Below are 26,673 nucleotides of genomic sequence, written 5' to 3'. Positions count from 1 at the left end.
TTCTTCACCTTACATCAACTGTAAGTAGCTTTCTGTCTCATTCTCTCTTATACTTAAATTATGAAATGCAAAGCAGCGGCTCCAAAGGAATCATAGAATGAGGAGGAAAAAATGGATACTGAACGAATTCTACAAGTAGAAAATCTGAGTAAGACTTATGGAAAAGCCTCGAATAAGACAGAGGCTCTGCGCGGAATCACCTTCGATGTTTTAAAGGGTGAATTTCTGGGAATTATGGGGGCTAGCGGCTCCGGGAAAACAACCCTTTTAAATTGTATCGCCACCATGACTACTCCGAGTTCCGGCAGGATTATCTTGCATGGACAGGATTTATCAAAGTTTCATGGAACGCAGCTGTCCGACTATCGTGGTAGGGAAATCGGATACTTATTCCAGGAATTCGAACTGCTTGACAATATGACTGCAAGAGAAAATATTGTTCTTCCACTATCCCTTCATGGTATTACAGAAAAGAAAGCCGAAAGTAAAATACAAGACATCGCCTCAAAACTGGAAATCACAGATGTTCTTGATAAATTCCCATCACAGATGTCCGGCGGGCAGAAACAACGGACAGCCGCGGCAAGGGCACTGATTTCAAACCCGGATATTGTGCTTGCAGATGAACCTACCGGTGCTCTCGACAGCCAAAATTCAAAAACACTGATGGATAAGCTTGCTGAAATCAACTGGGAACTGGACAAAACCATCATGCTGGTGACCCACGATGCCAATGCGGCAAGTTACTGCACCCGCATCTTATTTATTCAAGATGGTAAACTTTTTCACGAAATTCGCCGAAATACAAAAACGGAGTCCACAGCAGACTTCTATGAACGAATCGTGACGGTTATGGCACAATTGGGAGGAGGCAGTGCAAATGTTCTTTAAACAGGTTTATCGAAATGCTGCCAAAAACCGAAAGGGAAACGGTCTGTTTTTCGGATCCCTGGTGATCGCCATCGTTGCTTTTTATACGCTTCTGTCTCTTGGAGAGCAGGATGTCATGCGTTTCCTAGCCACGATTGAAGGCGATGCGGTACACAAACTCATGTTGCTGCTCCCGGCAGTATATATACTGTCATTGTTTTTTGTCTTCTTTCTAGTGTATTTTGCCTGTAAATATCAGACGGACAACCGGCGTAAGGAATTTGGCATGTATCTGATGCTCGGCATGAAACGCAGCCGGCTATTTTCAATGCTTTTTGGTGAAACACTCTGGAATAGTCTGCTCTCGCTGCTGGTCGGGCTCCCTGCAGCTCTTTTTCTGACAGAGATCATCAGTTTGGTAACAGTAAAGCTTGTAGGACTCGGTATTATCGGACACCATTTCACACTGTCACCCGGAGCTATTCTTTGGACGATCGGCGGCTATATCCTCGTCCAGCTTCTCTCTTTAATCATCCTGTGTATTTCCCTCGCTCATACGGAACCAGCTGAGCTGCTGCACAGTGATTCTGTTAAAACACAGCTGGAAATGTCAAATACAAAGAGCACTATTTCTTTTATTCTTGGAGTTGTCCTACTGCTTTTTGCATATTACCTTGGCCTCTTCCACCTGATGGATTTAAATTACGCGACACCTCTCTTACTTTTTTCCGGAATTGTCGGAACCTTTTTATTATATCGTGGATTAGGGGAAGTCCTGGGAAAAAGAATACGCAGGAAACGCCCTGGCGCGAAAGGCCTTGCAACTTTCACTGGCAGACAACTTCAGGAAAATGTACTGCATCAATATTCAACACTGGCAATCTCTTCACTGCTCTTGCTGCTGGCGCTTTCTTGTGTCTCTTATGGTATTTCCCTTGGCCATGGAAATGCAAGAGAGACCCGTTCTACCGATTTTTCGGTTTTTGGAAATGAACAAGAAATCCATCATCTCTTAGACGAAAAAGAGATCCGGGACATAGTCAAAACTTCATATCCCATCTATCTTTCCCGAACAGATGCAAAAATCAATACCGACGAGCTGGCAAAAACGCTGCGTGAAGTTGAAAGAGGTGGAAATATTGCCGAATATCTTTCTTGTGAACGTGTGATTTCGGAGGGATCCTACAATGATTTGATGCAGGCGATGGGTAAAAAGAAACTTGAACTGTCAGAGGGGCAGACTGCTCTATTCTCTTCAATGAACGATGGATATACATTCTCTACCCTTGACAGTGCCCTTAAAAAAGGTGTTTCAATCAAGATTAACGGGACAAATTACTCCTTGCTTTCTAAACTGTGTCATGATAATATCGTAGCTGACCGTGCGATCACTCTTTCCACAGCCCTGATCGTTCCGGACGAATTATTTTCAAAGCTGGCAACAGAGCCTGACCCTTTCTGCACAAATATCACACTGAAAGATGAGATAATCAATCAAATGGGGCTGATGCAGGCAATTCAAAAGATGGACAGCATTCTTTCCAAGACTGGCCTTAAATACGACAGTTACCTGTCTGGCATTGGACGCAATCTGTTCTACACGGTATCCGCAAGCTATCTGACGATTTATCTTGGAATCTTATTTCTGTTGATCGCCAATACAGTCATCGGATTAAAGTATCTGATTTGGCAGCGGCAGAATAAACACAGATACCTGACTCTTCTTATGCTCGGAACCGGGATCAGAGAACTTTGTGACAGTGTAAAAAAACAGATTACCGTCTTCTTCTCACTTGTCCTCGGTGTTGCAGCAATCAGCAGTGTTGCTGCCGTCTGCTCCATGTTTTCCGGTCTTACAAGACTCCCGGCTGAGACATCAATCCACACCGTCACGACTTATGCACTAATTGTGCTTACAGTCTTTATAATAATAGAAATTATCTACATTAAAATCGTGACCAGAACAGCCTGCCGCGAAATATATTCACTCGAAACAGAAGAAAGAAGGGATGCCACTTGACAAGAGTTCTTATTGCTGAAGATGATATTTATCTACGTGAAGAACTTATGCTGACCTTTCAAAAGAGGGGATACCAAGTCTTTGGTATCTCTTCCTTTGAAACTGCCAAACAGCAGATTCTTGACGCAGCACCAAATCTATTGATACTGGACATTAATCTGCCAAATAAATCGGGATTTGAACTGTGCAAAGAGCTGAAATGCAGAGCCTCATTTCCCATATTGATCTTGACGGCAAGGGATACACTCTCAGATGAGCTTAACGGGCTAGAACTTGGCGCTGATGATTTTCTGATCAAGCCATGCCATCCAGACAAATTGCTCGCCCGTGCGGACAGACTTTTGCAGATCTATCAGAAAATAGGCAGCCTGATCCAAGTCAAAACACTTGCACTAGATACGGATACCTACAAATTAGTGTGGAGAAGACAGTCTTTGATATTGCCGGAAACTGAGGGAAAGATTCTGCGCCTGTTGATGGAAAAATATCCTCTGACTGTATCACACAGCGAAATCTTTTCTTTCGTGTGGAACACAGAAGAATTTGTCGATGAAAATATTGTCCCGGTGAACATCACGCGTCTTCGAAAAAAGCTGTCACTAGTCGGCCTCAGTCAAGTTATCAGGACCGTCCGCGGACAAGGCTACTGTCTGGAGGTAGAACATATATGAAACGCCTTGTAAAAAGTTGCGGATACTTTGCAGTATTACTGTTATGTTTCGACTCGCTGCTTTTCTTTGTCATATGGCTGCTGCAGCCATCCGCCGTCAAAAGTTTTGGCCCGCTGATTCTGCTTTTTACGCTGATCGCACTTGCATTCTCTGTGATCGTGGATGCGAGACATCGTCGCAGGATATCAGATGCCTTCGAAAACTTTCTGGAAATGCCAGATGAAGTAAATAAGGAAAAGCTTGTGCATGCCACTGGGCGTAACTGGACAAATTCAATTGAAACTCTGTATGAGAAGATGCACTTTCAGACATCACAAGTGAATGAAAAGGAACTAGAACTGCTATCCTATAAGGAATTTATCGAGAGCTGGGTACATGAGGTGAAAACCCCCCTCTCCCTTTCTACTCTGGTCTTAAACAATCACAAAGACGAAATGAGTTCTTACGTTTATTCCAGAATGAATCGTGTGCAGCGACAGTTAAACAACAATATAGATCTTGTACTATATTATGCCCGCCTGCAAGTCGACCACAAAGAGTATAAATTCACAAAGTTCCGACTGGACCTATGCATTCAGGAAATTGTTGATGATTATACTTTTCTGTCCGGTGAGTGCCACATTGCGGTACATCATAAGCTGCCGCCATTGACTCTTATATCGGACCAGAAAGTGCTGCGGTTTATGATTTCCCAGCTTATGAACAACGCCTTGAAATATTCGGATCCCGAAAGAGGAGAAGTGACTCTTTCGGCATGGCAAAACGATGACAAGATACATCTTTTTGTAACAGATAATGGAAAAGGAATCCCGCCGGAGGATGCACCATTTATCTTTGACAAGGGCTTTACAGGAAACCACCCCGACAGGCAAAAAGCAACCGGAATGGGGCTATATCTGGTTGAAAAGTATGCAGAAGCCCTCTGCATCGAAATCCGACTGGACCCGATATCAACTACAGGGAAAGGGTTTTGCATTGAATTGATTTTTACCCTGTAGAAAATCGTGTTATCCTTCTCCTACACTCATCTTTCCCTCTGCTTTATTATGATTATAGCTTTTCCTATATATTAATTCCTTTTTTGTGCCATCAGGCCGTGAACGCAACAAATCCCGCTTCTGTTGGGTGATCTATTATCATGTCATCCCAATGCCTTATTACTCTCAATGAAAGTAACAAATCGCCTCCCGCACTTACAACACTCAAAACAGAAAATATCATTAGAAAAATATTGGGAATAGCAAATGCGATAACCGCAGGAATAAATCCTAATAGTATCACCGGCAGCAATGCCCCCGCCAGGTATTGTCTCCCTTTCAGAGGGACATCACAATGGCAAAGGGGCATATCACCTTCAAAAGTAATATGGATATGCGACCACCTTACCTTACCAGCAATACACCATCCGACACCATGCAATACCTCATGGACAATAATGGATAGGGAAAAACAGGCAATAAGTATGATAATGCCATAAAAAATATTGTGTTGTTTTCCATTGTTAGTATTCAGTAAAAAATAGCTAAAAAGAATTGCGGCAACAAAAGGGGCGGCACAGCATAGCCCAAAAACAGAAGCTTTTGTCTCCGAATAAAGGACTTCTATTTTTTTGCGATTTTGAGCTTTCAGATCGGCACAAAGTTTTTCATAATGATATATATATTTTTTTTGTTTTTCAGCTACCTTATCTTTTTTATCCATTTCTCTTTTCCTAATACCCCTCTAAAATACCGGGCGTGTCAAAAACGCCCGGTATTTTGTATCAAGTTGTTATCGACAATAACCCCATATAGATTAGTTTTTTCTTAATTTGCGTTTTATCACCAGAAAAATAATACTGCATACGGTTGTAATTAGCGTTAGAGGACCCATCAATAACGTTTCCCTAATACTGCTTGTGATAAAAAAATTCCATACGATAGCATACAGCGTGAAAAGGGTATTGAGTATGACCAACGCGTGGGCGACTTTTGCGAATTTCTACTTTTCATTAAACATGGTTGTCATTAGCTTGTAAAGCTCTGTATTTCGGGGGAACTTGTTGACAAATGGTACGAAAGGCTGTTTCCTCACCAGTACGGAAAAAGTCATGGAAGATGCGAAGCTTATCTGGTGCATCCAGTTCTGTGCATTTGGAACCAAGACGGGCATTGTGGTATATCAGGTAACAATCAGCCTTATTTTATGGTACTTGCAAGCCACCCTTTTTCAATCGTAAAATTACATCCGCCTGATTCGCCAATTCATGGGAATGCGTTACGATCACCACGCATTTTGAAGCCGTACCATGCGCACTGTCCAATAGAAGCTCCGTAATGCTCTGCGCGGTGTCCTCATCCAGATTGCCGGTTGGCTCGTCCGCAAGCAGGATTTCGGCATCAGAAGCCAATGCCCGTGCAATCGCCACACGCTGCTGCTGTCCGCCAGATAATTTTAGTATATTTCTCTTTGATTCTTCTTTTGTCAATCCCACTTTTTCCAGTACGGGAAGTGCGGGCAGCTTTGATGTAAGATTGACATTCTCAGCAGGGGTCATATAGTCAATCAAGTTGTAGCTCTGGAATATGAATGACACATTGTTTTTGCGATGATTGGTCAGTCCAATCTTTGAGATTTCCGTCCCGTTGTACAAAATTTCACCGCTTGTAGGTTCATCCAGTCCGCCAATTAGAGAGAGCAGAGTGGTTTTTCCACACCCCGACGGGCCAAGGATGGCATATACCTTGCCCTTTTCCAGACAGATGTTGATGCCCTTCAGTACAGGCTTTGATTTCTGATAGAAAAACTTGATGTTTTTGAGTTCTAAAATATTCATAACAGATTCCTCCTTAGCTGAGTGAAGATAGTATTTCTTTCGGTTTCATTTTCATGATAGGCAATGCGGCAATCGCCACGGACAGGATAATCACCAATGTTCCCATGCCGTACACAATCAGGAGATGCAAAGGCGCAACCTCCACCTCCAAATTGCTTAGGCCGGATGCGGCGCTACCCGCTTCATCCGCATTCTCATTACTGACCGTTTCCGTGACTGAGGCCGTTGTTTGTTCCAGCAGGGTATCGCCTACTTTTTGTGCAATTACCGAACTAACCGGAAATGACAGGGCAAAGGCCAGGACAGCCACTAATATAATTTCCGTGATGTGCTGTAAAAGGATATTGAATTTACCGAGGCCCATCGACATGAACACGCCTGTTTCATGAAGGCGGTTCCGTACCCATAAGGCCAATATCAACGCAAGCAATGCTACGCTGACGATGATAATAATAACAATGCTGATACTAACCAGATTTCCCAATGATTCCAGCGGTTCTTTCGCGTTTTGGTAGTCCTTGTCATGGTATGTTACGTTGCAGGAATCCCAGTCCACACCGTCAATCGTTTCCATTTCGGCAACGATTGCGTCGAGCCTTGCGGGGTCGTTTACCACGATTTCCGCATTGGAATAATAGGTGTCCCGTCTGGCGTCGAAAAGCTGTGCAAAGGACACCGGGTCTGTGAATACGGTGTTCTCATATAACGTATAGGACACGTTCAGCGCCGTTTCCTGTTCCGTGGTATGCGTGAAAATACCGATAATCTCGACCTCTACCGGAGTGGATACATAATCGGGGATTTCCACCATATCGCCGTTCAAGTCCAGTACAAAGGTATCCCCTATGTCCAGTCCGTTTCTCTTTGCAAAATCCTCATGGATCAGGGCGACGTTTTCATCGCCTTTTGTAATATTCCTGCCCTCCAACAGTTCAAAACCCTCACTGACGAAAAGCCCGTCTTTTTCAGAGTATAGGTTGCTCTGCAATTTTCCCGCGTGTTCAAAGCCTTTTGTCATATCGTCAAAGGCCGCGTCCTTTTTGACCTCTAAGGAAACGCCGTCCGACGTTTTGTATTCGGCATAGGATTCGGAACGGGCATTATCAATTCTTTCCACGCCGTCTATCTGGGCAATCTGATCCAGAATGGAATTAGTGAGTTGCCCGTCTGTTCCTTTGGCATTCAGGGTATAGCTGCCCCCCAGGGACTCCCGGACATTCAGCACCGCCGTGTTGGTCGCCGAGCATACGGATAAGCAGGTCAGGACAAGGGTGGAAATAATCAGTAGCACAAAGAATATCAGCAGGCTTTTTCCAATTTTTCTGGTAGTGTGTAAAAATGCACGTTTTATAAAGCTCATGATTTCCCCCTTTAACTCATTTTCGATAAGATTTCTCTCGGATTCATCTGCATGACCGGGATGCTGGATATTCCGATTGACGCCAATATGACCGCTATGCCTGTACAGAAGACAAGGATAAAGTTGCTTATCGCAATGTGCACATCTCCTGCGGTGATGGTAGAATCTATGATATGCCCTAAGTTTCCGGCTATTGCGTTGCTGGTGAAATAGGACAGGGCAAAGGCGAATATGGCAATCAAAACCGTTTCCAACACATACTGCGCCACAATTTTATATTTGGGAATACCCGTTGACATCAGGATTCCTGTTTCCCGCATACGGCTTCGCACCCACATGGAGAGGATCAAGGTAATGATGACGGCAGCGATAACTACTACAACGATAATCATTGTGGTAATCAGCTTTTCTACATTTGACATGGAACTGGCTGACTGTTGAAATACCTCGTCATTAGCGGTAAGGGTAAAATTATTCCAGTTGATAGAGGAAATATTTGAAACCTCTGACATGATGCTGCCTAATTGTGCTGGATCGGTTAAAAAGAAATCAGCAGATTCATACCCTTGTTCATTTTCTTTTGCTGCCACAGCCCATGTTGAGAATACCTCTTTAAACGTTGCCATATCTGTGAAAACATAATTCTCATACAGTTCGTACTGGCCTAACGTTTCTTTATCAGATTGTTCCTCCAAGATCTTGTAGATTCCAATAATTTCTACGTCAACACTATTTGCAGAAATATCAGAAACTCCATATCTTTTTTCAAATTGAACCTGTTCTTCTGATAGAGTGAGTTTCAATTTATCTCCCACTTTAAAGTTATATTTTTCTGCCAAATCATCGCTAATAAGAATAACCTGCTTATCATCTGTGGCGATATGGCGACCTTCACTTAATTCAAATTGATTACTGGTAAAGAATGAATCATAGGCTGTATTAAAGCAGCCAAATGTTCCGATATCGTATTTCAAATCTTCTTCATTCCACTTGTTGTATACAATCGTTTCAAATCTATCCCCATCCAAGTTCTGGAGTTCAAGATAACCTCCTATTTTTGCGTTATACCCTTTGATACCGTCAATGTCTGATATTTTTTCAATCATTTCATCCGCTATGTATTCCTGTTGATATACAAAGTTGTTGCCGCTGTTGCTTCTGGTTGCCGTACTCAGATTTCGTTCCATCGTAAAGCTCGTCCCAGTAGATTCCCGCAGTTCAGCGGAAGAATCTCCCGCTGCGTCCATAATGGACAGGCCGCTCAAAACAAGGGTCGATACCACAAGCAATATGACAAACAGCAGTCCTGTCCGGCTTCTTTTTCGTATTACATATAACAGTGACCTTTTTGGTGTATTCATGGATTTTTGCCTCCTTGATCATTGATAGGCTTATCCTACAACGAAAAAGTGCCATATAAATGCGATTTAGGTGTGATTTAGGTGCGATTTTCAAAAACCACAAAAAAAGGAACCACCCATAGGGGCAGTTCCCAACATTACAATTTACTGGTCTGGTCAGGAAAAAGCGATTGTAAACTTAACGCCTTTTTCCGTATTCTCCAGCGAATATCTGAAGCCGTGCATATCCAAAATGTTTTTGACAATATACAGCCCCAAGCCACTGCCGCCCGTATGTCGGCTTCTTGACTTATCGATCCGATAAAACGGTTCAAAAACCCTTAGGGTTTCTTCCTGCCGGACATGAACACCGGAATTTTCTACGGACAAAATCCCCTTCCCGCCGGATTTTCGTATGATTATCTCGATGGATGCTTTTTCAGGAGAATGGTGGACAGCGTTTCCGATAATGTTGGATACGGCTTTTTTCAGGTTCATGTAATCGGCACGGCATAATATGCCGTCCTCAAAATCCTGTTGTATTGCAATCTGCTTTGCCGCAGCCAGGTCTTCATGTATCTTTAGGCAGTCTGCTACTATATCGTTTAGAGGAATGTCCTGTTTGTGTAACTTCATTTCCTCCATATTCACCTTTGCCAAAGACATAATCTCCCGGACTAATTTTTCAATGGATTCCGCCGTTTCAAAAGCCTCCTGCAAATAGGTGTCCCGGTCTTTGAATTTCCCTACATTGCATATCATTCCCTCCAACTCACCTTTCAGAACAGCGACAGGCGTTTTGAGTTCATGGGAAATGGCCGCAAAAAAGTCTTTCCTCTGTTTTTCCTGCCGCCGTTCCCACTCAATATCTTCTTGCAGTTTTTCATTGGTGGTTCTTAGTTCGGTTAAGGCATTGTCAAGGCTGGCTGCCATCCGGTTTAAGTTGTCCGCTAAAACGCCTATTTCATCCGAACGCTTTATATCGCACCGCCATGTCATATCCAGTGCCGTCATTTTTTTGGATATACGGCTGATATCCACAATCGGCTTCGCCAAAATGCGGGAGTATAGAAACGCGGATAATGCGGAGATGACAATGATAATGATTAAAATATAAGGGAAAACCTGCATGAATGTCCCTGTAAGTTGCTCTGCGGTGCTTACCGCAATATCCGCCGATAAAGAATATGCCCGCCCCTCATTTTGAAATGTTACAGTTCCTACAACATTATTATTGCTCTTTTTTTCTGGAGAACCATCTGTTGCCTCGGCAATATTCACGGAGGATACAGCGGTTTCGTTTTCATCATAAACGGTGACATTCGCACGGTTTTCTATGGCAAAGGAGGTGATGTATGATTCTAAATCCTCTATGTCGATTGTTTCAAGCTGATTTGCCAGTTTATGCAGATTGGTACTAAACTGCGCGCTTTGCTCACTCTCAAAGGCTTTCGGCATGAGTATACGCAGACTGCCGAAAATGAGCAGACACACGGTAATCAAAATACTCATGACGCCGAGAAATATTTTTGTACTTAAACTGTTTTTAATCCTGCTTATCAATTTACCCATCAATTTTATACCCCATTCCCCGCACAGTGGTAATAAAATTCATACCTATCTTTTTGCGAATATTCTTGATATGCCCGTTGACTACTTTTCCGTCACCATAATAGTCATAACCCCAGACCTGATTCAATAGTTCCTCACGGGTAAACACACGATTCTTGTTTTCCATGAATAATTTTATTAACTCGTATTCTTTATAAGTGAAAGGAACCGTTCTCCCTGAAATGCGGACTTCACAGGCTTCTAAATCTAAAACAACATTTTTATGCTCCACAGTATGTTTGGTTTCTTCTTTTACCGGGTAAGGCTGTTTTCTGCGCAATACGGCTTCCACGCGCCTGATAAGCAGATTCATGGAAAAAGGCTTTGATATGTAATCGTCCGCTTGCAAGTCAAATCCTTTAATCTGATTTTCTTCGTCCTCCAATGCGGTAAGCAGAATAACAGGAACATCGGATTCCTTGCGGATTAACTCCAAAACAGCAAAGCCATCTATTTTCGGCATCATAATATCTAAAAGAATCAGGGCGTAGGTCGTCTGCCGGAACATGGCAAGGCCGTCCAGACCGTCACAGGCACAGTCAATGGAATATCCGTACTCCACAAGAAACTCTTTTAATATCTCCTGCATTTTAAGTTCATCTTCTATAACTAAAATCTTTGTAGACATATTATTTCCTCAATTCTTATTTTTCCTTTTTTCGGTATTCTCTTAAACGCCCGTCAGCAGGCTTTTTAGCGTCTTTGGGAATAAGCCATACTCGGCTAAGACGAACAACTCCCTCAAGACGATTTTCTTCACATAATTTTTGTACTCGCCGTTCGGAAATTTCCCATAGTTTTGCTGCTTCCTGTACGGTCATATATTCAAACATAACAGACCTCCAAATTTTCAATAGATATATTATACTCGCTCAGCCGAACAATATCAATAGTGGCAGAGATTTCTCCCTGCCGCCTTGTCCGTTTATGCCACCAAAACTCCGTTTTTTTAATTTGACAGACTACTATTCAATATTTTCTTTATCAAATATCATGCAAAAGTTATTATTTTGTTTCTATGTTTATAACCCTCTGTGTCCAGTCATGATAAAATGCTTCCTCATGCGATACTAACACTACCGTTCCTGCAAATTCAGACAAAGCAACCTGCAACGCTTTTTTTGCATAAACATCTAAATGATTTGTTGGTTCGTCCATAATAAGAAAATTACATGGTGAAACTGAAAACGGTTCAAATGTGCAAATTGGGACAAAAAATAAGCGTACCACTATTTCTAATGATACGCTTATCGTCATTTTAGATATAGACATCAACGGTTAAATCTTCCCATTGATTGCCCCTAGGACAGCCACCATTCGCTCTACGAAAGGCTTTCTTTAATCGCAGCCTGTGCCGCTGCCAGTCTTGCGATCGGTACACGGAACGGGGAGCAGGATACATAGTCGAGTCCGAGCTGATAGCAGAACTCTACGGAACTTGGATCTCCGCCATGCTCGCCGCAGATTCCGATGTGCAGATTCGGATTGGCTGGTCTTCCCAGTTTGACAGCCATATCCATCAGTTTGCCGACACCGTTCTGGTCAAGCTTTGCAAATGGATCACTCTCAAAGATCTTCGCATCATAGTAAGAATTCAGGAATTTTCCAGCATCATCACGAGAGAATCCGAAGGTCATCTGTGTCATATCGTTTGTTCCAAAGCAGAAGAAATCAGCTTCTTTTGCGATTTCATCGGCGGTGAGTGCAGCTCTTGGAACTTCAATCATCGTACCCACTTCATACTCAAGGTCAATTCCGGATGCTTTAATCTCGGCATCTGCAGTCTCGACAATTGTCTTCTTGACATATTTCAGCTCTTTGATATCCCCCACCAGCGGAATCATGATCTCCGGGCAAATCGTCCAGTCCGGATGTTTCTTCTTCTCATTGATTGCAGCGCGGATAATCGCTTTCGTCTGCATCACACCGATTTCCGGATATGTGACTGTAAGACGGCATCCACGATGGCCCATCATCGGGTTAAATTCATGCAAAGAATTGATAATCACCTTAATCTGATCAACGGTCTTGCCCTTGGCATCAGCCAGTCTCTTGATATCCGCCTCATCTGTGGGAACAAACTCATGGAGCGGCGGATCCAGCAGACGGATTGTAACCGGATTTCCTTCCAATGCATCATACAGTTCCTCAAAATCTTTCTGCTGTACCGGAAGGATCTTATCAAGTGCGGCTTCTCTTTCTTCCACTGTATCTGAGCAGATCATCTCGCGGAAAGCTTCGATCCTGTCGCCTGCAAAGAACATGTGCTCCGTACGGCAAAGTCCAATTCCCTCTGCGCCAAGCTCACGTGCTTTTTTCGCATCTCTTGGTGTATCGGCATTGGTACGAACCTTCATCGTTCTGTACTTATCTGCCCAAGACATAATTCTTTCAAATTCTCCGGCAATTGTGGCATCTACTGTGGGGATAATCCCTTCATAGATGTTTCCGGTAGAACCGTCAAGTGAAATTGGATCTCCTTCATGATATACTTTCCCGCCAAGCGTAAACTGCTTGTTCGCCTCGTCCATAGCGATATCCCCGCAGCCGGATACACAGCAGGTACCCATTCCACGTGCAACAACCGCTGCATGAGATGTCATACCGCCACGTACTGTCAGGATACCCTGAGCAGCTTTCATTCCTTCGATATCTTCCGGAGAGGTCTCAAGGCGCACAAGAACAACCTTTTCTCCTCTTTCAGCCCATTCCTTTGCATCCTCTGCGGTAAACACAATCTTACCACATGCAGCTCCCGGTGATGCGCCAAGTGCTCTTCCAACCGGAACGGCAGTTTTCAGTGCTGCTGCGTCAAACTGCGGATGAAGCAATGTATCGAGATTTCTGGGATCAATCATCGAGACAGCTTCCTTTTCTGTAATCATTTTCTCGTCTACCAGGTCACACGCAATTTTAAGAGCCGCCTGAGCCGTTCTCTTTCCATTACGAGTCTGCAGCATATAAAGTTTCTTATCTTCAATGGTAAACTCCATATCCTGCATATCTCTATAGTGTTCTTCCAGAGTATGGCAGATATCTACAAACTGATCATAAACTTCTGGCATAATATCTTTCAGATGGTCAATCTTATTCGGCGTACGAACACCTGCAACGACATCTTCGCCTTGTGCATTCATGAGGAATTCACCCATGAGTTTTTTCTCGCCGGTAGCAGGGTCACGTGTAAATGCAACACCTGTACCTGATGTATCGCCCATATTTCCAAATGCCATCATCTGAACATTGACTGCAGTTCCCCATGAATAAGGGATGTCATTGTCACGGCGGTAAACATTGGCCCTCGGGTTATCCCAGGAACGAAATACTGCTTTGATTGCTCCAACCAGCTGATCTTTTGGATCCGACGGGAATTCTTCGCCCAGAACTTTCTTGTACTCGTCTTTAAACTGTCCGGCCAGTTCTTTCAGGTCATCGGCAGTCAGTTCAACATCCTGCTTTACTCCCTTTTTCTCTTTCATCTGGTCGATCAGTTCTTCAAAATACTTTTTCCCGACTTCCATGACAACATCGGAGTACATCTGAATAAATCTTCTATAGCAGTCCCATGCCCAGCGTGGATTTCCGGATTTTTCTCCTAGAATCTCTACGACTTCTTCATTTAAACCGAGGTTTAAGATGGTATCCATCATACCCGGCATAGAAGCTCTTGCTCCTGAACGGACAGAAACCAGAAGCGGATTCTCCTTATCGGCGAACTTCTTCCCTGTGATTGCTTCCATCTTAGAGATTGCTTCCATGATCTGACCCATGATCTCATCATTGATCTTCTCGCCGTCTTCATAGTACTGCGTGCAAGCTTCCGTTGTGATTGTAAACCCTTGTGGAACCGGAAGTCCCAGGTTTGTCATTTCTGCAAGGCCAGCGCCCTTTCCACCAAGCAGGTTTCTCATAGACGCATTACCTTCAGTAAACATATAAACCCATTTTGCCATATTTACTTTTCCTCCTAAATGTAATGTGAAATTTTATAGTAAAGTATTTCCTGTTTTTTCCAGAATATACCCTCTACTTTTACATATACGCCATTTTTTGGCGCACACATTCATTGTATCATAATCACATTTATAGTCAAGAGAAATTGGGCTGCCTGTTTCGTGAAAATGATCAGGAATCCTGCTTAAATATGGGATCCGCCGGGTACCCTCCCGCCAGTTTTTGCATTGCCCTTTGTATGCTGTCTCTCGATGTACCCCAGTGGGCATCTTTGTTCCGATAATCATTCTTATCCACAAACCAGGATACTTCCTCCTGAAGGCGCTGCATATTCGTCTGCATCAGCTGAAATAAGACAGGATAAAACTCCTGCTGCTGTTTCTCATTCAGCTTGTTTGGGGCTCTCTTTACAAGATCCCCGAGATGAGGCAGGCAAAAGCCCTTGCTGTTTTCAAATATTTTCTTAAATTCGGGATTTTTCTTGTACATATCAAAAAATGTATCCAGATACCTCTGATAGTTGCTCTGAAAATGATCACAGACATAGCAGGAAGTGGTCTTTTCATCAATCCATGTCGGAAGAGCTCCTTTTGCTGTTTCCTGCTCCCCGTCTGTCCTCCTGTGTCCGAAGATGGATGGCTTTTTACCTGGTTTGAATGACTCGATCTGTTCCTTTAATTCCTGATTGATTTTCTTCAGATGCGTATCTAATATCAGTGCACTTCCCAATCGGTTTCCGTAGTCATAGATCATCTTATAGTGATGACGGCAGAAACCAATCTTATCTGTCTGCATCCGGATATCATCTTCCATATATGCCGATCCCATGATAAAGGAGATGGCATGCCGTTCCGCTTCCCTTTCCAGAAAACAGAACGGGCACTCGTCCTTTGCCAAAAAGGCATCCATCAGAGGAATCGTTGCAACCGTCTCTTTCATCAGAACCTCGCTTTCAGGCCGAAGTACATAAGTACAAGCACACCCAGTGCTATCCGATACCAGCCAAATACTTTAAAGTCATGCTTCTTTATGTACCCCATCAGAAATTTAATCGCAAGCACCGAGATCAGGAAGGCAACAACCATGCCGACAATTAATACTGCCGCCTCAGTTCCTGTAAACGCCAGTCCAAACTTCAAAAGTTTGATGAGACTTGCACCGAACATAACCGGGATGGCCAGGAAAAATGTAAACTCTGCTGCAGCCTCTCTGGACGTACCAATTAAAATTCCCCCGATTATTGTCGAGCCGGAACGAGAAGTTCCCGGAACCAGTGACAGTGCCTGGAAAAGTCCAATCATCAGCGCATCTTTGAATGTAATATCACGCACACGGCGAATACGCGGTGTCCTGTTCTTATTATAGTTTTCGATCACAATGAATAATACACCATAGATAATCAGCATCAGTGCGACAACAAAATAATTGTGAAGATGCTCTTCCATCCAGTCATCCAGCGGCAGTCCGACAACCATCGCCGGCAGGCACGCCACCGCAATCTTAAGCCAGAGAACTATCTTATCCATATAAAAGTATTTTGTCATAAAATTCTGGCATGCGGCAAGTGCCTTATTATCACTTGGACTGGCAAAAACCGGCTTCTCCGGAGCTTTTTTCTTCGTATGAAACGGCCAGAGCCTTTCAATGTAGATTACCACAACGGCAAGAATCGCTCCCAGCTGAATCACAACATTAAACATTTCCATAAACTTTGGACTCTGGTTAAGTTTTACAAATTCATTTACTAAAATCAGATGTCCGGTACTGCTGATAGGGAGCCACTCTGTGATCCCCTCCACAATCCCTAAAAGGATCACTTTTAACCATTCGATTAAAACCATGTCTAGACCTCACTTCGATTTTTTGTCACCCTGTTCGGGCTGCTTTCTCATAATTATATGCTATCTGCGGTAGAAAAACAAGCAGACACACAGAAAATCGAACAGCCCATGTTTCATTTTCGAGATAAATCAATCAGTTCCAGCTCTCTTTTTCCGGCATTTTCCAAGCTGCTTGCGAGTGCTCTTGCAGTGTCAAGAGTTGTGAGTACATGAACTCCCGTCTCGATTGCATTTCTTCGGATCAAAAATCCGTCCTTTGCATGTTCTGATCCTCTTTTGGGTGTATCAATAATCAGATCTATCTCATGTCCGAGAATCAGATCCATCAGATTCGGTGAGGGGTTTTCCAGTTTATTGATTTTTGCAGCCTGAATGCCGTTTTTCTGCAGAATGTCTGCAGTGCTTCTCGTCGCATAGATGGTGTATCCCAGTGCTTCGAAGCGTCTGGCGATCGGCACCAGATCTTCTTTATCCTCATCTTTAACCGTCATAATCATCTTTTTGTATTTGGGAAGATACATGCCTGCCCCGAGAAATGCCTTATACAGTGCCTCATGGAAATCTTCGGATATCCCCAAACATTCTCCCGTGGATTTCATCTCCGGACCAAGGCCGATATCTGCTCCACGTATTTTTTCGAAAGAAAACACCGGCATCTTTATGGCGAAGTATTTCGCATCCGGCACAAGTCCCGGGGTATACCCCATCTCCCGCAGCGTTTTGCCTGTTATCACAGCGACGGCAAGATCAACGATCGGAATCTTAGTTACTTTGCTGATATAAGGCACGGTCCGGGACGAACGCGGATTCACCTCTATGACATATACCTTTTCACCGACAGCGATAAACTGAATATTGATCAGGCCAATCACATGCAGTGAACGTGCAAGAAGTCTGGTATACTCTTCGATCAATTTCTTCGTATTCTGACTGATACTTTTCGCCGGATATACAGAGATGCTGTCCCCGGAATGGACCCCCGCCCTTTCGATATGTTCCATAATCCCGGGAATCAGAACGTCTGTCCCATCACAAACGGCGTCAACCTCAAGTTCCGTCCCCCGAAGATATTTGTCTATAAGGATCGGGTGTTCCTGTGCGAACTGGTTAATCACTCCGATATATTGTTCAACATCTGCATCATGGACGGCGATCTGCATTCCCTGTCCTCCCAGGACATAAGAGGGACGCACCAAAACTGGATATCCCAGAACATGTGCTGCCTCTTTCGCCTCTTCGGTGGTGAATACAGTTCGTCCTTCGGGACGGGGAATTTTGCATTTTTCCAGAATCTTGTCAAAAAGTTCACGATCCTCTGCGGCATCGACATCAGAGGCCGCAGTGCCTAAGATTTTCACTCCCATCTTGATCAGCGACTCGGTAAGTTTAATCGCTGTCTGGCCGCCGAACTGAACAACCGCACCATCCGGCCTTTCAATGTTTACAACATTTTCCACATCTTCGGGTGTAAGAGGTTCGAAATATAGTTTATCTGCAATGTCAAAATCTGTACTAACCGTTTCAGGATTGTTGTTGATGATTATCGTCTCATATCCCGTCTCCTGAAAGGAGCGGATGGCATGTACACTGCAGTAATCGAACTCAATTCCCTGCCCGATACGAATCGGCCCGGATCCGAGAACCAGTACCTTTTTCTTACCCCTAGTTTGTACGGCCTCATCTTCACTTCCATATACAGAGTAGTAATAGGGTGTCTGTGCATCGAATTCTGCCGCACAGGTATCGACAATTTTTATGGCTGCCTGAATCTGATATTGTCTGCGAAGTTTCTTTATTTCAGTTTCACTTCTGCCTGTAAGATCTGCAATCACTGAATCCGGAAATTCCAGCCTTTTTGCCTCCCTCAGTAACTCTTCATCTAATCTCTGCGTCCGAAGACCATCCTCCATCTCCACCAGTTTTGCTATTTTATCGATAAACCAGGGATCGATTTGAGTGATTTCATAAATTTTTTCAACAGATATTCCTTTTCTCAACGCCTCGGCGATTCTCCAGATCCGCATGTCATCCACGGTATGCAATGCCTTCTCCATTTCATCGGATGTCAATGCCGAGAAATCATAGGAAAGCAAAGAATTCACGTGCTGCTCCAGCGATCGGATCGCCTTCATAAGTGCGCCTTCAAAGTTATCACAGATACTCATAACTTCTCCGGTTGCCTTCATCTGAGTTGTAAGCCTCCTCTTCGCACTGGTAAATTTATCAAAGGGAAGTCTTGGCATCTTGACCACACAGTAATCCAGTGCAGGCTCAAAACTTGCCTTTGTCACCTGGGTGATTATATTCGGGATTTCATCCAGGGTATAGCCCAGAGCAATTTTAGCGGCCACTCTTGCAATCGGATATCCCGTAGCTTTTGATGCAAGTGCCGAAGAGCGGCTCACCCTTGGATTGACCTCTATGACACAATATTCAAAGCTTTGAGGGTTCAATGCATACTGGACGTTACATCCGCCCGTAATCTGAAGCTCTTCGATGATATTCATCGCAGAAGTTCGAAGCATCTGGTATTCTTTGTCCCCCAGCGTCTGACTGGGCGCCACCACGATACTGTCACCGGTGTGCACACCTACCGGATCAATATTCTCCATATTGCAAACTGTAATACAATTTCCGGCCCCATCGCGCATCACTTCATATTCAATCTCTTTCCAGCCTGAGATACAACGCTCCACCAGAACTTCATGTACACGGGAGAGCCGCAATCCATTTGTCAGTATTTCGATCAATTGCTCTTCATTTTCTGCAATTCCGCCCCCGCTTCCTCCCAGTGTATAAGCCGGACGAAGTACAACCGGATATCCTGTCTCCTTTGCAAATTGGATTCCGGATGCAACATCCCGGACCACAAGTGACGCTGCGATTGGTTCGTTGATCTTCTCCATCGTATCCTTAAACTCCTGACGATCCTCCGCCTTTTTGATTGTAAGAGATGTGGTACCGATCAGTCGTACATGATGCTTTCTTAATATGCCCTTTTCCACAAGCTCCATCGCCAGATTCAGACCAGCCTGTCCACCGAGAGTGGGAAGAATGCTGTCCGGTTTCTCTTTTATAATCAGTTTCTCTACCACTTCAGGAGTCAGGGGTTCTATATATATGTGGTCGGCAATTCTTCCATCTGTCATAATCGTCGCCGGATTCGAATTCAGTAAAACAACTTCAACGCCCTCTTCCTGAAGAGATCGGCAGGCCTGCGTTCCCGCATAATCGAATTCCGCCGCCTGGCCAATTACAATCGGACCGGAACCAATGACAAGTACTTTTTTTATATCCTTTTGCTTAGGCATAAACATGTCCTCCCATCATCTCTATAAACCTGTTGAACAAGTTCCTCGTATCCTGCGGACCCGGACTCGCTTCCGGATGAAATTGGACTGTAACTATATTTCGGTCTACATATTTCAATCCTTCTATACTATTGTCATTTACATTGATGTATGAGGGAACCGCAATTCTCTCATCCATGGAGGCTGAATCCACCACATACCCGTGATTTTGAGATGTGATAGAAACACGGCCTGTATCCTGGTTTCTGACCGGATGATTAGCTCCCCTGTGCCCGTATTTCATCTTGCGCACACGAAGGCCTGCCGCCAGTGCCATAAGCTGGTGGCCAAGGCAGATTGCAAATACAGGTATATCAAAATCATATATCTTTCTTACTTCTCGGACAATATCGGTATATTCTCTCGGATCCCCCGGACCGTTTGAGAGTATAATCCCATCCGGTTTATCCGAAAAAATCTCCTCGGCCTTTGTAAATGCAGGATAAATCGTCACTTCACAGCCTAGTTGCCTAAGTGAATCCACAATATTCTTTTTTGCTCCAAAATCCATAAGCGCGACTTTAAAACCTGTTCCCTCAAAAATTTGTTTTTTGGAACATGTCACTTTTCGTACTGGATATTGATTTTTATGTTTTTTTAATTTGGGAATAATTTGACTTAGATCATAATTAGAATTGGTTGTAACCATGCCGTTCATTGTACCATGTTCCCGGAGGACCTTCGCCAATGCCCGTGTATCAATTCCTTCAATTGCCGGGATATCATAACTCTTTAGATAATTTTGAATCGAATCCTGCGATCGAAAGTTACTGAAAGTTCTGGAAAACTCCCTCGCAATCAATGCGTCCGGCCATACCTGATTCGACTGTCGATCCTCGTAACAGATACCATAATTGCCAATCAGAGGATACGTCATACACACCGCCTGGCCCGCATACGAGGGATCCGTCAGAATTTCCGGATAGCCCGTCATCGATGTGTTGAAAACAATCTCACTGATCACCTCCCTTGGGGAGCCTATTCCTATGCCGGAAAATATATGTCCGTCTTCCAAAATCAGAAATGTTTTTGTTTTCATGTCTCTGCTTTCGTCCTTTCTGTGGCTGAAATATTGTTGGAAATAGATTTGTACGTACATCCTACTAATCTTTGAGATTCTATCATACATCGCAGAGTGAATGCAAGATAAATATTAATTTGATCCGAACAAAATCTGTTAGGAGAAATATAGGTATAAAAAAAGCACCGCAGATACGGTGATTTCAAAGGATGCAGGAAAAGGGACTTGAACCCTCACAGTATTGCTACCACAGGCACCTGAAGCCTGCGCGTCTGCCAATTCCGCCATTCCTGCTCATTATTATATTGGGGTGTTTGTACCCGCAAGAAGTATAATACCAGAATACAAGATAAAAGTCAACATCTTTTTTTATCTTGATCCTGACATTTTCACCCGAACAAACATGAGAAAGCAACCCGATTAGGATGTATTTCGAATGTTTGTTCAGTGCTGAACATCCAATGAATGTTCAGCACCGACCGAAACGAAGATATCCTATCTCTTATAAAGTCAAAACGAAACATCTGAGGTCTTCGGAGTCTTCGGTTCATTCACTGATTCTTTCGTCTTTTGCTCTTCCAATTTTGAGAGAAAGTAGATCAAAACAAATCCAGTAACACCAAGCACAAGACAGATCAAGATCTCAATCCCAGTAGGCATTCCCGGAAATACCTGTCCAACTGATCCGAGAACAAATCCCAGAATAATCATATAGGTCGGTTTCGGAAAGCGTTTCATGGCGATTTCAAGGAACCTTGTCAGGAAGATAATTCCGGCGATCAGTCCGATCGCCAATGGAAGCAGATAGGGAATGTCCAGCTTTCCTACTGCCTGCAGTACACCTTGATAGATGCCAAGAACCAAAAGCATGTAGCTTACACTGATTCCGGGCAGGATCAGAGCAATTGATACGATAATTCCGCCAATAAACAAAACCATAAATCCTCCAATTCCGCCGGACGTACCTGCAAACAGGTTCTCGGGGAGAAAGGATATCGCCACCACGATCATAGCTCCAATTGCCAGATTTATGACTTCCCTCCAGCTGACTTTTTGAATTCCCGCTTCTTTAAATATCAGGGGACATCCTCCGAGTACAATACCAATAAAGAAAAACATCATAGGTTTCTCATATGCATTGATCAGTGATTCCAGCGGTCTGGCAAATAAAAGTATTCCAAAAAGTGCCGGAATGCAAAACGTAAAAAGAAACTTGATATTTTCCCGAATGTCTTCGAAAAAGGAGCTGACCGAGTGAATCAGCCTGTCATAAACACCCAGAATCATAGCCATGGATCCCCCTGAAACTCCGGGCACCATCATAGTGGATCCTACGACCAGACCCTTCACTGCTGTCACAATACCTTTTTTATTATCTTTCAAAACTCATTCTCCTTCTATTTTCCCGTATTTCTTTTAAAGCTTCCAAGTATGTATAGGATACTTCCAATAAAAATGAAGAAATCTGATATATTAAACACAATTCTCCTGATTTTTTCAAAACGGCTCTGTATGCTGACATAATCAGTTACATAACCTGCGTTTATGCGGTCAGCCTCATTGGAAAGACCTCCGCCAATCACCATACCAAGACCTACCTTTTTCAGCCGCTGCCCGGGATGCATCAAAAGCCAGATAAAATAAAGGCTTATGCTTCCCAGCATTCCCAGATTTCCCCACTTTATCAGTCTGGGGTAATCCGAGAGTCTGCCGAAAGCAAGCCCATCATTATGAAGTTTACGAATGATGAATCTTCCATTCAAAATGGGGTATTCTTCCCCCATCCCAATCTTTTGTTCCGCCTGCCTCTTGATGATCAGGTCTCCAAAGAATACGCCGAAAAGAACTGCAATGTAAACCATAAGAACCTCTTACTCTTCTTTGCCGGTTTCTTCTGCCTTGTCATCTAATTTCACTTCGCCGGCATCGCTTTTTTCATCGAAAGTGGTGTCGGCTGATTCCTCTTTTTCATCCGGCTCCTCGGAAAAAGCCTCTTCATAGTGGGCGTATTCCGCATCCTGCATCGGAATCGGGGAACCGCATTTCATACAGTAATCGGCATCTTTTGGAACAGCCGCTCCGCAGACCGGGCAGATCGTCTGTCCTTTTCGATCTGCAATTTTATCTTTCAGATCTGTAATGTCGCTCTGGGTTTGCATGATTTCTCTGCAAAGAGCCGCAAGATCTTCGCTGTATGGCTCTCCATTCACATACTTTTGGTATACAAGCTCGCCGATCAGCTTATAGTCTTTATTTATCTTACTTTCAAGAGAAGACTGCTGACTGCGCAGTTTCTGCACCGAAATAAACTCATCTGTCTTCTCTCCGACATTTTTTGCGGTATCTGTCAATGTTTTGCCCAGATGGCTGAAAAAATCATTTGCCATAATGTACTCCTTTCTAACAATCACCTGAATTATTGCATCCCAATCTTCGGGACTTCTTGTCCCCGAAGAACAATACGCGGGCCGCCTGTGCGTTCTATATATTCTTTTGTAATAACAACCTCTCCAATACTGTCATCTTTTGGTATTTCATACATGATATCCAACATAAAATCCTCTATAATCGAGCGCAATGCTCTGGCACCCGTATGTCTTTCCATCGCCTTTTTTGCAATCGCATGAAGTGCATCCTCACTGAAAGTCAGCTTTACCTCGTCCATGGAAAGCAGTTTCTTATACTGCTTTAATATTGCATTTTTCGGTTCATGTAAGATCTCAACCATCATATCCTCCGAGAGTGCATCTAAGGTGAATATAATTGGGAGACGTCCGATGAATTCTGGAATCATTCCATAATTTCTCAAATCATCGGTTGTAACCTTTGATACCAGATTCGGTTCATCGTCATACTTATCCTTCAGATCTGCCTGAAATCCTACCGATGATGTCTTGGTCAGCCTTTCCTTGATGATATCTGTCAGATCCGGAAATGCTCCGCCACAGATAAAGAGAATATTCCTCGTATTTACTGTCTCAAGCGGAACCATGGCATTTTTCGAATTAGCTCCAACCGGAACCTCAACATCACTGCCCTCAAGCAGTTTTAGCATACCCTGCTGAACAGCTTCACCGCTCACGTCTCGCTGATTCGTATTTTTCTTCTTTGCAATTTTATCAATCTCATCGATAAAGATAATTCCATGTTCTGCGCGTTCTACATCATTGTCGGCCGCCGCAAGAAGTTTGCTGACAACACTTTCGATATCATCTCCGATATAACCAGCCTCCGTAAGAGATGTTGCGTCTGTAAGCGCCAGCGGCACATCCAGAAGTTTTGCCAGTGTCTGAACCAGATAAGTCTTGCCGGAACCTGTAGGCCCGATCATAAGCATATTTGATTTCTCAATCTCAACTCCGTCTTCCCGGGAAGAGAAAACACGTTTATAATGATTATAAACTGCAACCGACATCACTTTTTTCGCATATTCCTGTCCGATCACATAGTCATCCAGCATCTCCTTCAGTCTGTGCGGAGCCGGAATATTCTCCATAGAAAACTGTTTCTTTGTCTCCTTTGTCTTGTCTTGGCTTTTCTTCTTCGGACGCTGCCTAGGCGGAACCTGCTTTTGGATAGAACTTAAATCAATCATACTGACATTCGGAGGCAGTTGACTTAGCAGGTCGCTATAGTTCATGTTCCCATTATTCATGGTATCAAAACTCTTCTGCATGCAATCGGAGCAAATATGAATATTTCCGGGAAGCTCGAACATCTTTCCTGCTTTACTCTCCGGCCGCCTGCACATAAAGCAGACTTCTTCATATTCGTCGTCTTTTTTATGATCACTGTCAGTCTCTTCGGCCTTTGGATCTTCATCCGCGGGCAGGTTTATCTTATCCTTGTCCTCTGACATATACTATCCTCTCTTTCCTTCCGATCAGTCACACTTCGGCTTTTGAAAATCCGCTTGTATTCCTTCCGGTAAGTTTATTATATCTGAAACGGTTTGAGTGTGCAACCTATATATATAATAAAAGACAGGGCCTGATAAAACCTGTCTTTTATTCTCACAGCCACAGAGAGATAAAACTCTGCGCTTATCTGTTTATCTTCCAAATGGATTTACCTGCTGGGTCTGGGGATTTTGTGTTGTCTGTTTCTGGTCGGATTTTGCTCCGAGTGTCACGGTGACTTTTTGCTCTTTGTAGTCTCCTTCACCCATTCTCTTAATCTTGACTTCGACTTTTTCGCCTTTTCCATAATATTCAAGTGCAGACAACAGATCGGCCATCGAGGTGATCTTTCTGTCATCAAAACCTACGATTACATCTTTGCTCTTAATGCCGGCTTTGTCCGCAGGTCCATTTTCTTCAACATCCTGCACCACAACTCCAACCGGAACTCCATATGCCTGATTGGCATCGGCACTGACATCCGTTCCTGTGATTCCCAGATAGGAGGCGTTGTTCTCATCGACTTTGTCACGAGTCTGCATATTCATAAGGTCTTTTAAGATTGGCTCAGCTTTTGAAAGCGGAATTGCAAATCCCATACCTTCAACGCTGGTATCCGAGTATTTTGCTTCATTGATACCGATCAGTTCGCCCTTCATGTTCAGCAGTGCACCGCCGCTGTTGCCCGGATTAATCGCTGCATTTGTCTGGATCAGTCCCTGAGACTCTTCCGGATTTCCCGCATCGTCTTGTGCCTGAACAGTGCGCTCTTTCGCACTGACAATACCGTTAGTCACAGACTGACCATAGCCAAGTGCATTTCCGATGGCAACCACACTTTCACCGATCTGCAGCTCATCGGAATTGCCAAGCGAAGCCACCTTAATCTCGCTCTTCGTCTCCTCCGGAACATCTGAAAGCTTTACGGCCACAACCGCCAGATCATTGTCGGTATCTGTTCCTTTAATCTGGGCTTCCACTGCATTGTCATCGATAAATGCCACAGATACCTTCTGTGCGCCCTTTACAACGTGATTGTTTGTTGCAATCAAAAGCTCCTTGTCATTTTTTCCTACGATCACACCACTGCCACTGGCCGGAACAGTCTGAGAATAGGTTCCAAAGAAACTTTGTATATTCTCTACAGTCTCTGTGGAGATGGCAACCATGGAAGGCATTGCACTGTTGGCAACCTCTGCCACGGTAAATGTGCCCTGCTTTGTAGTGGAGGAAGTGGTTGTTACTCCATCTGACTTCTCCGTCGCCACTGCGGTATTTTGAATCGTCTGCTGTGAATCGGTGCCGTTTATGCGGCCGCCTACATAATTGACCCCATACATCACGGAACCGGCCACAAGTCCAAATACCAGCGCCATAGATATATTCGTCGCCCAGCGTTTCCCTGTATTTGGTTTTCTGTTACCATTCGAAGTCATATGCTCTGCCTTCTTTGCTTTTTTTGATTTCTTATCCGGACTCTTTTCATTATGTTCCGGCTGCTTTGGTTTATTAATATGATAATATTCCCTCTGATTATTGTCAGATGCGGCACCGCCCACATCTTCGGAAGCATACTTTGCCATATCATCATTTGCAGTTTCACTTTTCCCTGCGCTGCCGCTGATCTTTGGATTCACCCAACTATAGGTGGAATCCGTATCATTCGTATCTGTATTGCCGTTCGTATTCTCCTGATTCAGATTCTCTTGATTCAGATTATCCTGATTCAGATTATCTTTTTCACTGTTATTATACTCGTCACTCATAATCCTTTACCTCTCTTCTTGATCTATTAAAAAGACTTTATCTAAAGTATCATACATATCACGATACACAGGCTGTTTTGCACTTCGTGTGTATAATTTCTTATCCTTGTATCTTACAAGTCTTATAATACGTGAAATATGTGTTTAATATGTGA

General features: G+C 43.7%; 21 protein-coding genes, 1 tRNA gene and 1 pseudogene. 4 read left to right on the top strand and 19 right to left on the bottom strand.

Annotation, left to right across the window (positions count from 1 at the left end; all coding sequences use genetic code 11):
• Window positions 1-111 precede the first annotated feature (111 nt).
• The 4 genes from INP51_RS04035 to INP51_RS04020 are packed head-to-tail and all read left to right on the top strand — an operon-like array spanning window position 112 to window position 4,559.
• Complete coding sequence (locus INP51_RS04035; protein ID WP_193736446.1) at window positions 112-891, top strand: ABC transporter ATP-binding protein; 780 nt, start codon at window positions 112-114, stop codon at window positions 889-891.
• Window positions 881-2,890: an FtsX-like permease family protein gene (locus tag INP51_RS04030; protein WP_193736445.1), complete on the top strand. Its 2,010-nt coding sequence runs from the start codon at window positions 881-883 to the stop codon at window positions 2,888-2,890. Before INP51_RS04035 ends, INP51_RS04030 begins: the two co-directional genes overlap by 11 nt.
• A complete protein-coding gene (locus tag INP51_RS04025; protein WP_193736444.1) occupies window positions 2,887-3,561 on the top strand; it encodes a response regulator transcription factor in 675 nt (224 codons plus the stop codon). The genes INP51_RS04030 and INP51_RS04025 overlap by 4 nt, the downstream gene beginning before the upstream one ends.
• Window positions 3,558-4,559 (top strand): sensor histidine kinase, encoded by a 1,002-nt coding sequence (locus tag INP51_RS04020; RefSeq protein WP_193736443.1) that lies wholly within the window; start codon window positions 3,558-3,560, stop codon window positions 4,557-4,559. The genes INP51_RS04025 and INP51_RS04020 overlap by 4 nt, the downstream gene beginning before the upstream one ends.
• Before the next feature lie 91 nt (window positions 4,560-4,650).
• On the opposite strand, the gene INP51_RS04015 is transcribed toward INP51_RS04020, so the two are convergent.
• From INP51_RS04015 to INP51_RS03925, 19 genes and pseudogenes are all read right to left on the bottom strand, one after another.
• Entirely contained in the window at window positions 4,651-5,262 is a 612-nt protein-coding gene (locus tag INP51_RS04015; protein WP_193736442.1) for a DUF3267 domain-containing protein, read from the bottom strand.
• Between the two features lie 481 nt (window positions 5,263-5,743).
• Window positions 5,744-6,376, bottom strand: coding sequence for an ABC transporter ATP-binding protein (locus tag INP51_RS04010; protein ID WP_193736441.1), 633 nt, complete (start codon window positions 6,374-6,376; stop codon window positions 5,744-5,746).
• A 13-nt stretch (window positions 6,377-6,389) separates the two neighbouring features.
• On the bottom strand, window positions 6,390-7,736 hold the full coding sequence (locus tag INP51_RS04005; protein ID WP_193736440.1) for an ABC transporter permease: 1,347 nt from the start codon (window positions 7,734-7,736) through the stop codon (window positions 6,390-6,392).
• 11 nt (window positions 7,737-7,747) lie between these two features.
• Entirely contained in the window at window positions 7,748-9,097 is a 1,350-nt protein-coding gene (locus INP51_RS04000; RefSeq protein WP_193736439.1) for an ABC transporter permease, read from the bottom strand.
• 156 nt (window positions 9,098-9,253) lie between these two features.
• Window positions 9,254-10,648, bottom strand: a complete 1,395-nt coding sequence (locus tag INP51_RS03995) for a sensor histidine kinase (protein WP_193736438.1) — start codon at window positions 10,646-10,648, stop codon at window positions 9,254-9,256.
• Window positions 10,641-11,315 carry a response regulator transcription factor gene (locus INP51_RS03990; RefSeq protein ID WP_193736437.1) on the bottom strand — a complete coding sequence of 225 codons (675 nt, stop codon included), beginning with the start codon at window positions 11,313-11,315 and terminating at the stop codon, window positions 10,641-10,643. Before INP51_RS03990 ends, INP51_RS03995 begins: the two co-directional genes overlap by 8 nt.
• 16 nt (window positions 11,316-11,331) lie before the next feature.
• Entirely contained in the window at window positions 11,332-11,520 is a 189-nt protein-coding gene (locus tag INP51_RS03985) for a helix-turn-helix domain-containing protein (RefSeq protein WP_193736436.1), read from the bottom strand.
• Between the two features lie 172 nt (window positions 11,521-11,692).
• A pseudogene (locus INP51_RS03980) lies at window positions 11,693-11,872 on the bottom strand (ABC transporter ATP-binding protein); the annotation flags it as partial.
• A gap of 137 nt (window positions 11,873-12,009) precedes the next feature.
• Window positions 12,010-14,640, bottom strand: coding sequence for a pyruvate, phosphate dikinase (gene ppdK, locus INP51_RS03975; protein WP_193736435.1), 2,631 nt, complete (start codon window positions 14,638-14,640; stop codon window positions 12,010-12,012).
• 172 nt (window positions 14,641-14,812) lie between these two features.
• Window positions 14,813-15,580 (bottom strand): DUF6062 family protein, encoded by a 768-nt coding sequence (locus INP51_RS03970; RefSeq protein WP_193736434.1) that lies wholly within the window; start codon window positions 15,578-15,580, stop codon window positions 14,813-14,815.
• Window positions 15,580-16,482, bottom strand: coding sequence for an undecaprenyl-diphosphate phosphatase (locus INP51_RS03965; protein WP_193736433.1), 903 nt, complete (start codon window positions 16,480-16,482; stop codon window positions 15,580-15,582). Before INP51_RS03965 ends, INP51_RS03970 begins: the two co-directional genes overlap by 1 nt.
• 113 nt (window positions 16,483-16,595) lie before the next feature.
• On the bottom strand, window positions 16,596-19,793 hold the full coding sequence (gene carB / locus INP51_RS03960) for a carbamoyl-phosphate synthase large subunit (RefSeq protein WP_193736432.1): 3,198 nt from the start codon (window positions 19,791-19,793) through the stop codon (window positions 16,596-16,598).
• Complete coding sequence (locus tag INP51_RS03955; RefSeq protein ID WP_193736431.1) at window positions 19,786-20,871, bottom strand: carbamoyl phosphate synthase small subunit; 1,086 nt, start codon at window positions 20,869-20,871, stop codon at window positions 19,786-19,788. Before INP51_RS03955 ends, carB begins: the two co-directional genes overlap by 8 nt.
• A gap of 192 nt (window positions 20,872-21,063) precedes the next feature.
• A tRNA-Leu gene (locus tag INP51_RS03950) sits at window positions 21,064-21,147 on the bottom strand.
• Between the two features lie 216 nt (window positions 21,148-21,363).
• Window positions 21,364-22,236 carry a DUF368 domain-containing protein gene (locus INP51_RS03945; RefSeq protein ID WP_230406875.1) on the bottom strand — a complete coding sequence of 291 codons (873 nt, stop codon included), beginning with the start codon at window positions 22,234-22,236 and terminating at the stop codon, window positions 21,364-21,366.
• Between the two features lie 14 nt (window positions 22,237-22,250).
• Window positions 22,251-22,715, bottom strand: coding sequence for a signal peptidase II (locus INP51_RS03940; RefSeq protein ID WP_193736430.1), 465 nt, complete (start codon window positions 22,713-22,715; stop codon window positions 22,251-22,253).
• Between the two features lie 9 nt (window positions 22,716-22,724).
• The gene (locus INP51_RS03935; protein ID WP_193736429.1) at window positions 22,725-23,240 is read right to left on the bottom strand and encodes a zinc ribbon domain-containing protein; all 516 of its coding nucleotides are present in this window, start codon (window positions 23,238-23,240) and stop codon (window positions 22,725-22,727) included.
• A 29-nt stretch (window positions 23,241-23,269) separates the two neighbouring features.
• Entirely contained in the window at window positions 23,270-24,712 is a 1,443-nt protein-coding gene (gene clpX / locus INP51_RS03930; protein ID WP_193736428.1) for an ATP-dependent Clp protease ATP-binding subunit ClpX, read from the bottom strand.
• A gap of 192 nt (window positions 24,713-24,904) precedes the next feature.
• Window positions 24,905-26,518, bottom strand: coding sequence for a S1C family serine protease (locus INP51_RS03925; protein WP_193736427.1), 1,614 nt, complete (start codon window positions 26,516-26,518; stop codon window positions 24,905-24,907).
• Window positions 26,519-26,673 lie beyond the last annotated feature (155 nt).

The organism is Blautia liquoris (genome assembly GCF_015159595.1).
Classification (GTDB): Bacteria; Bacillota; Clostridia; order Lachnospirales; family Lachnospiraceae; genus Novisyntrophococcus; species Novisyntrophococcus liquoris.
Note: the sequence above shows the minus strand (reverse complement) of the source record. Positions and strands in the feature narration are given on the sequence as shown.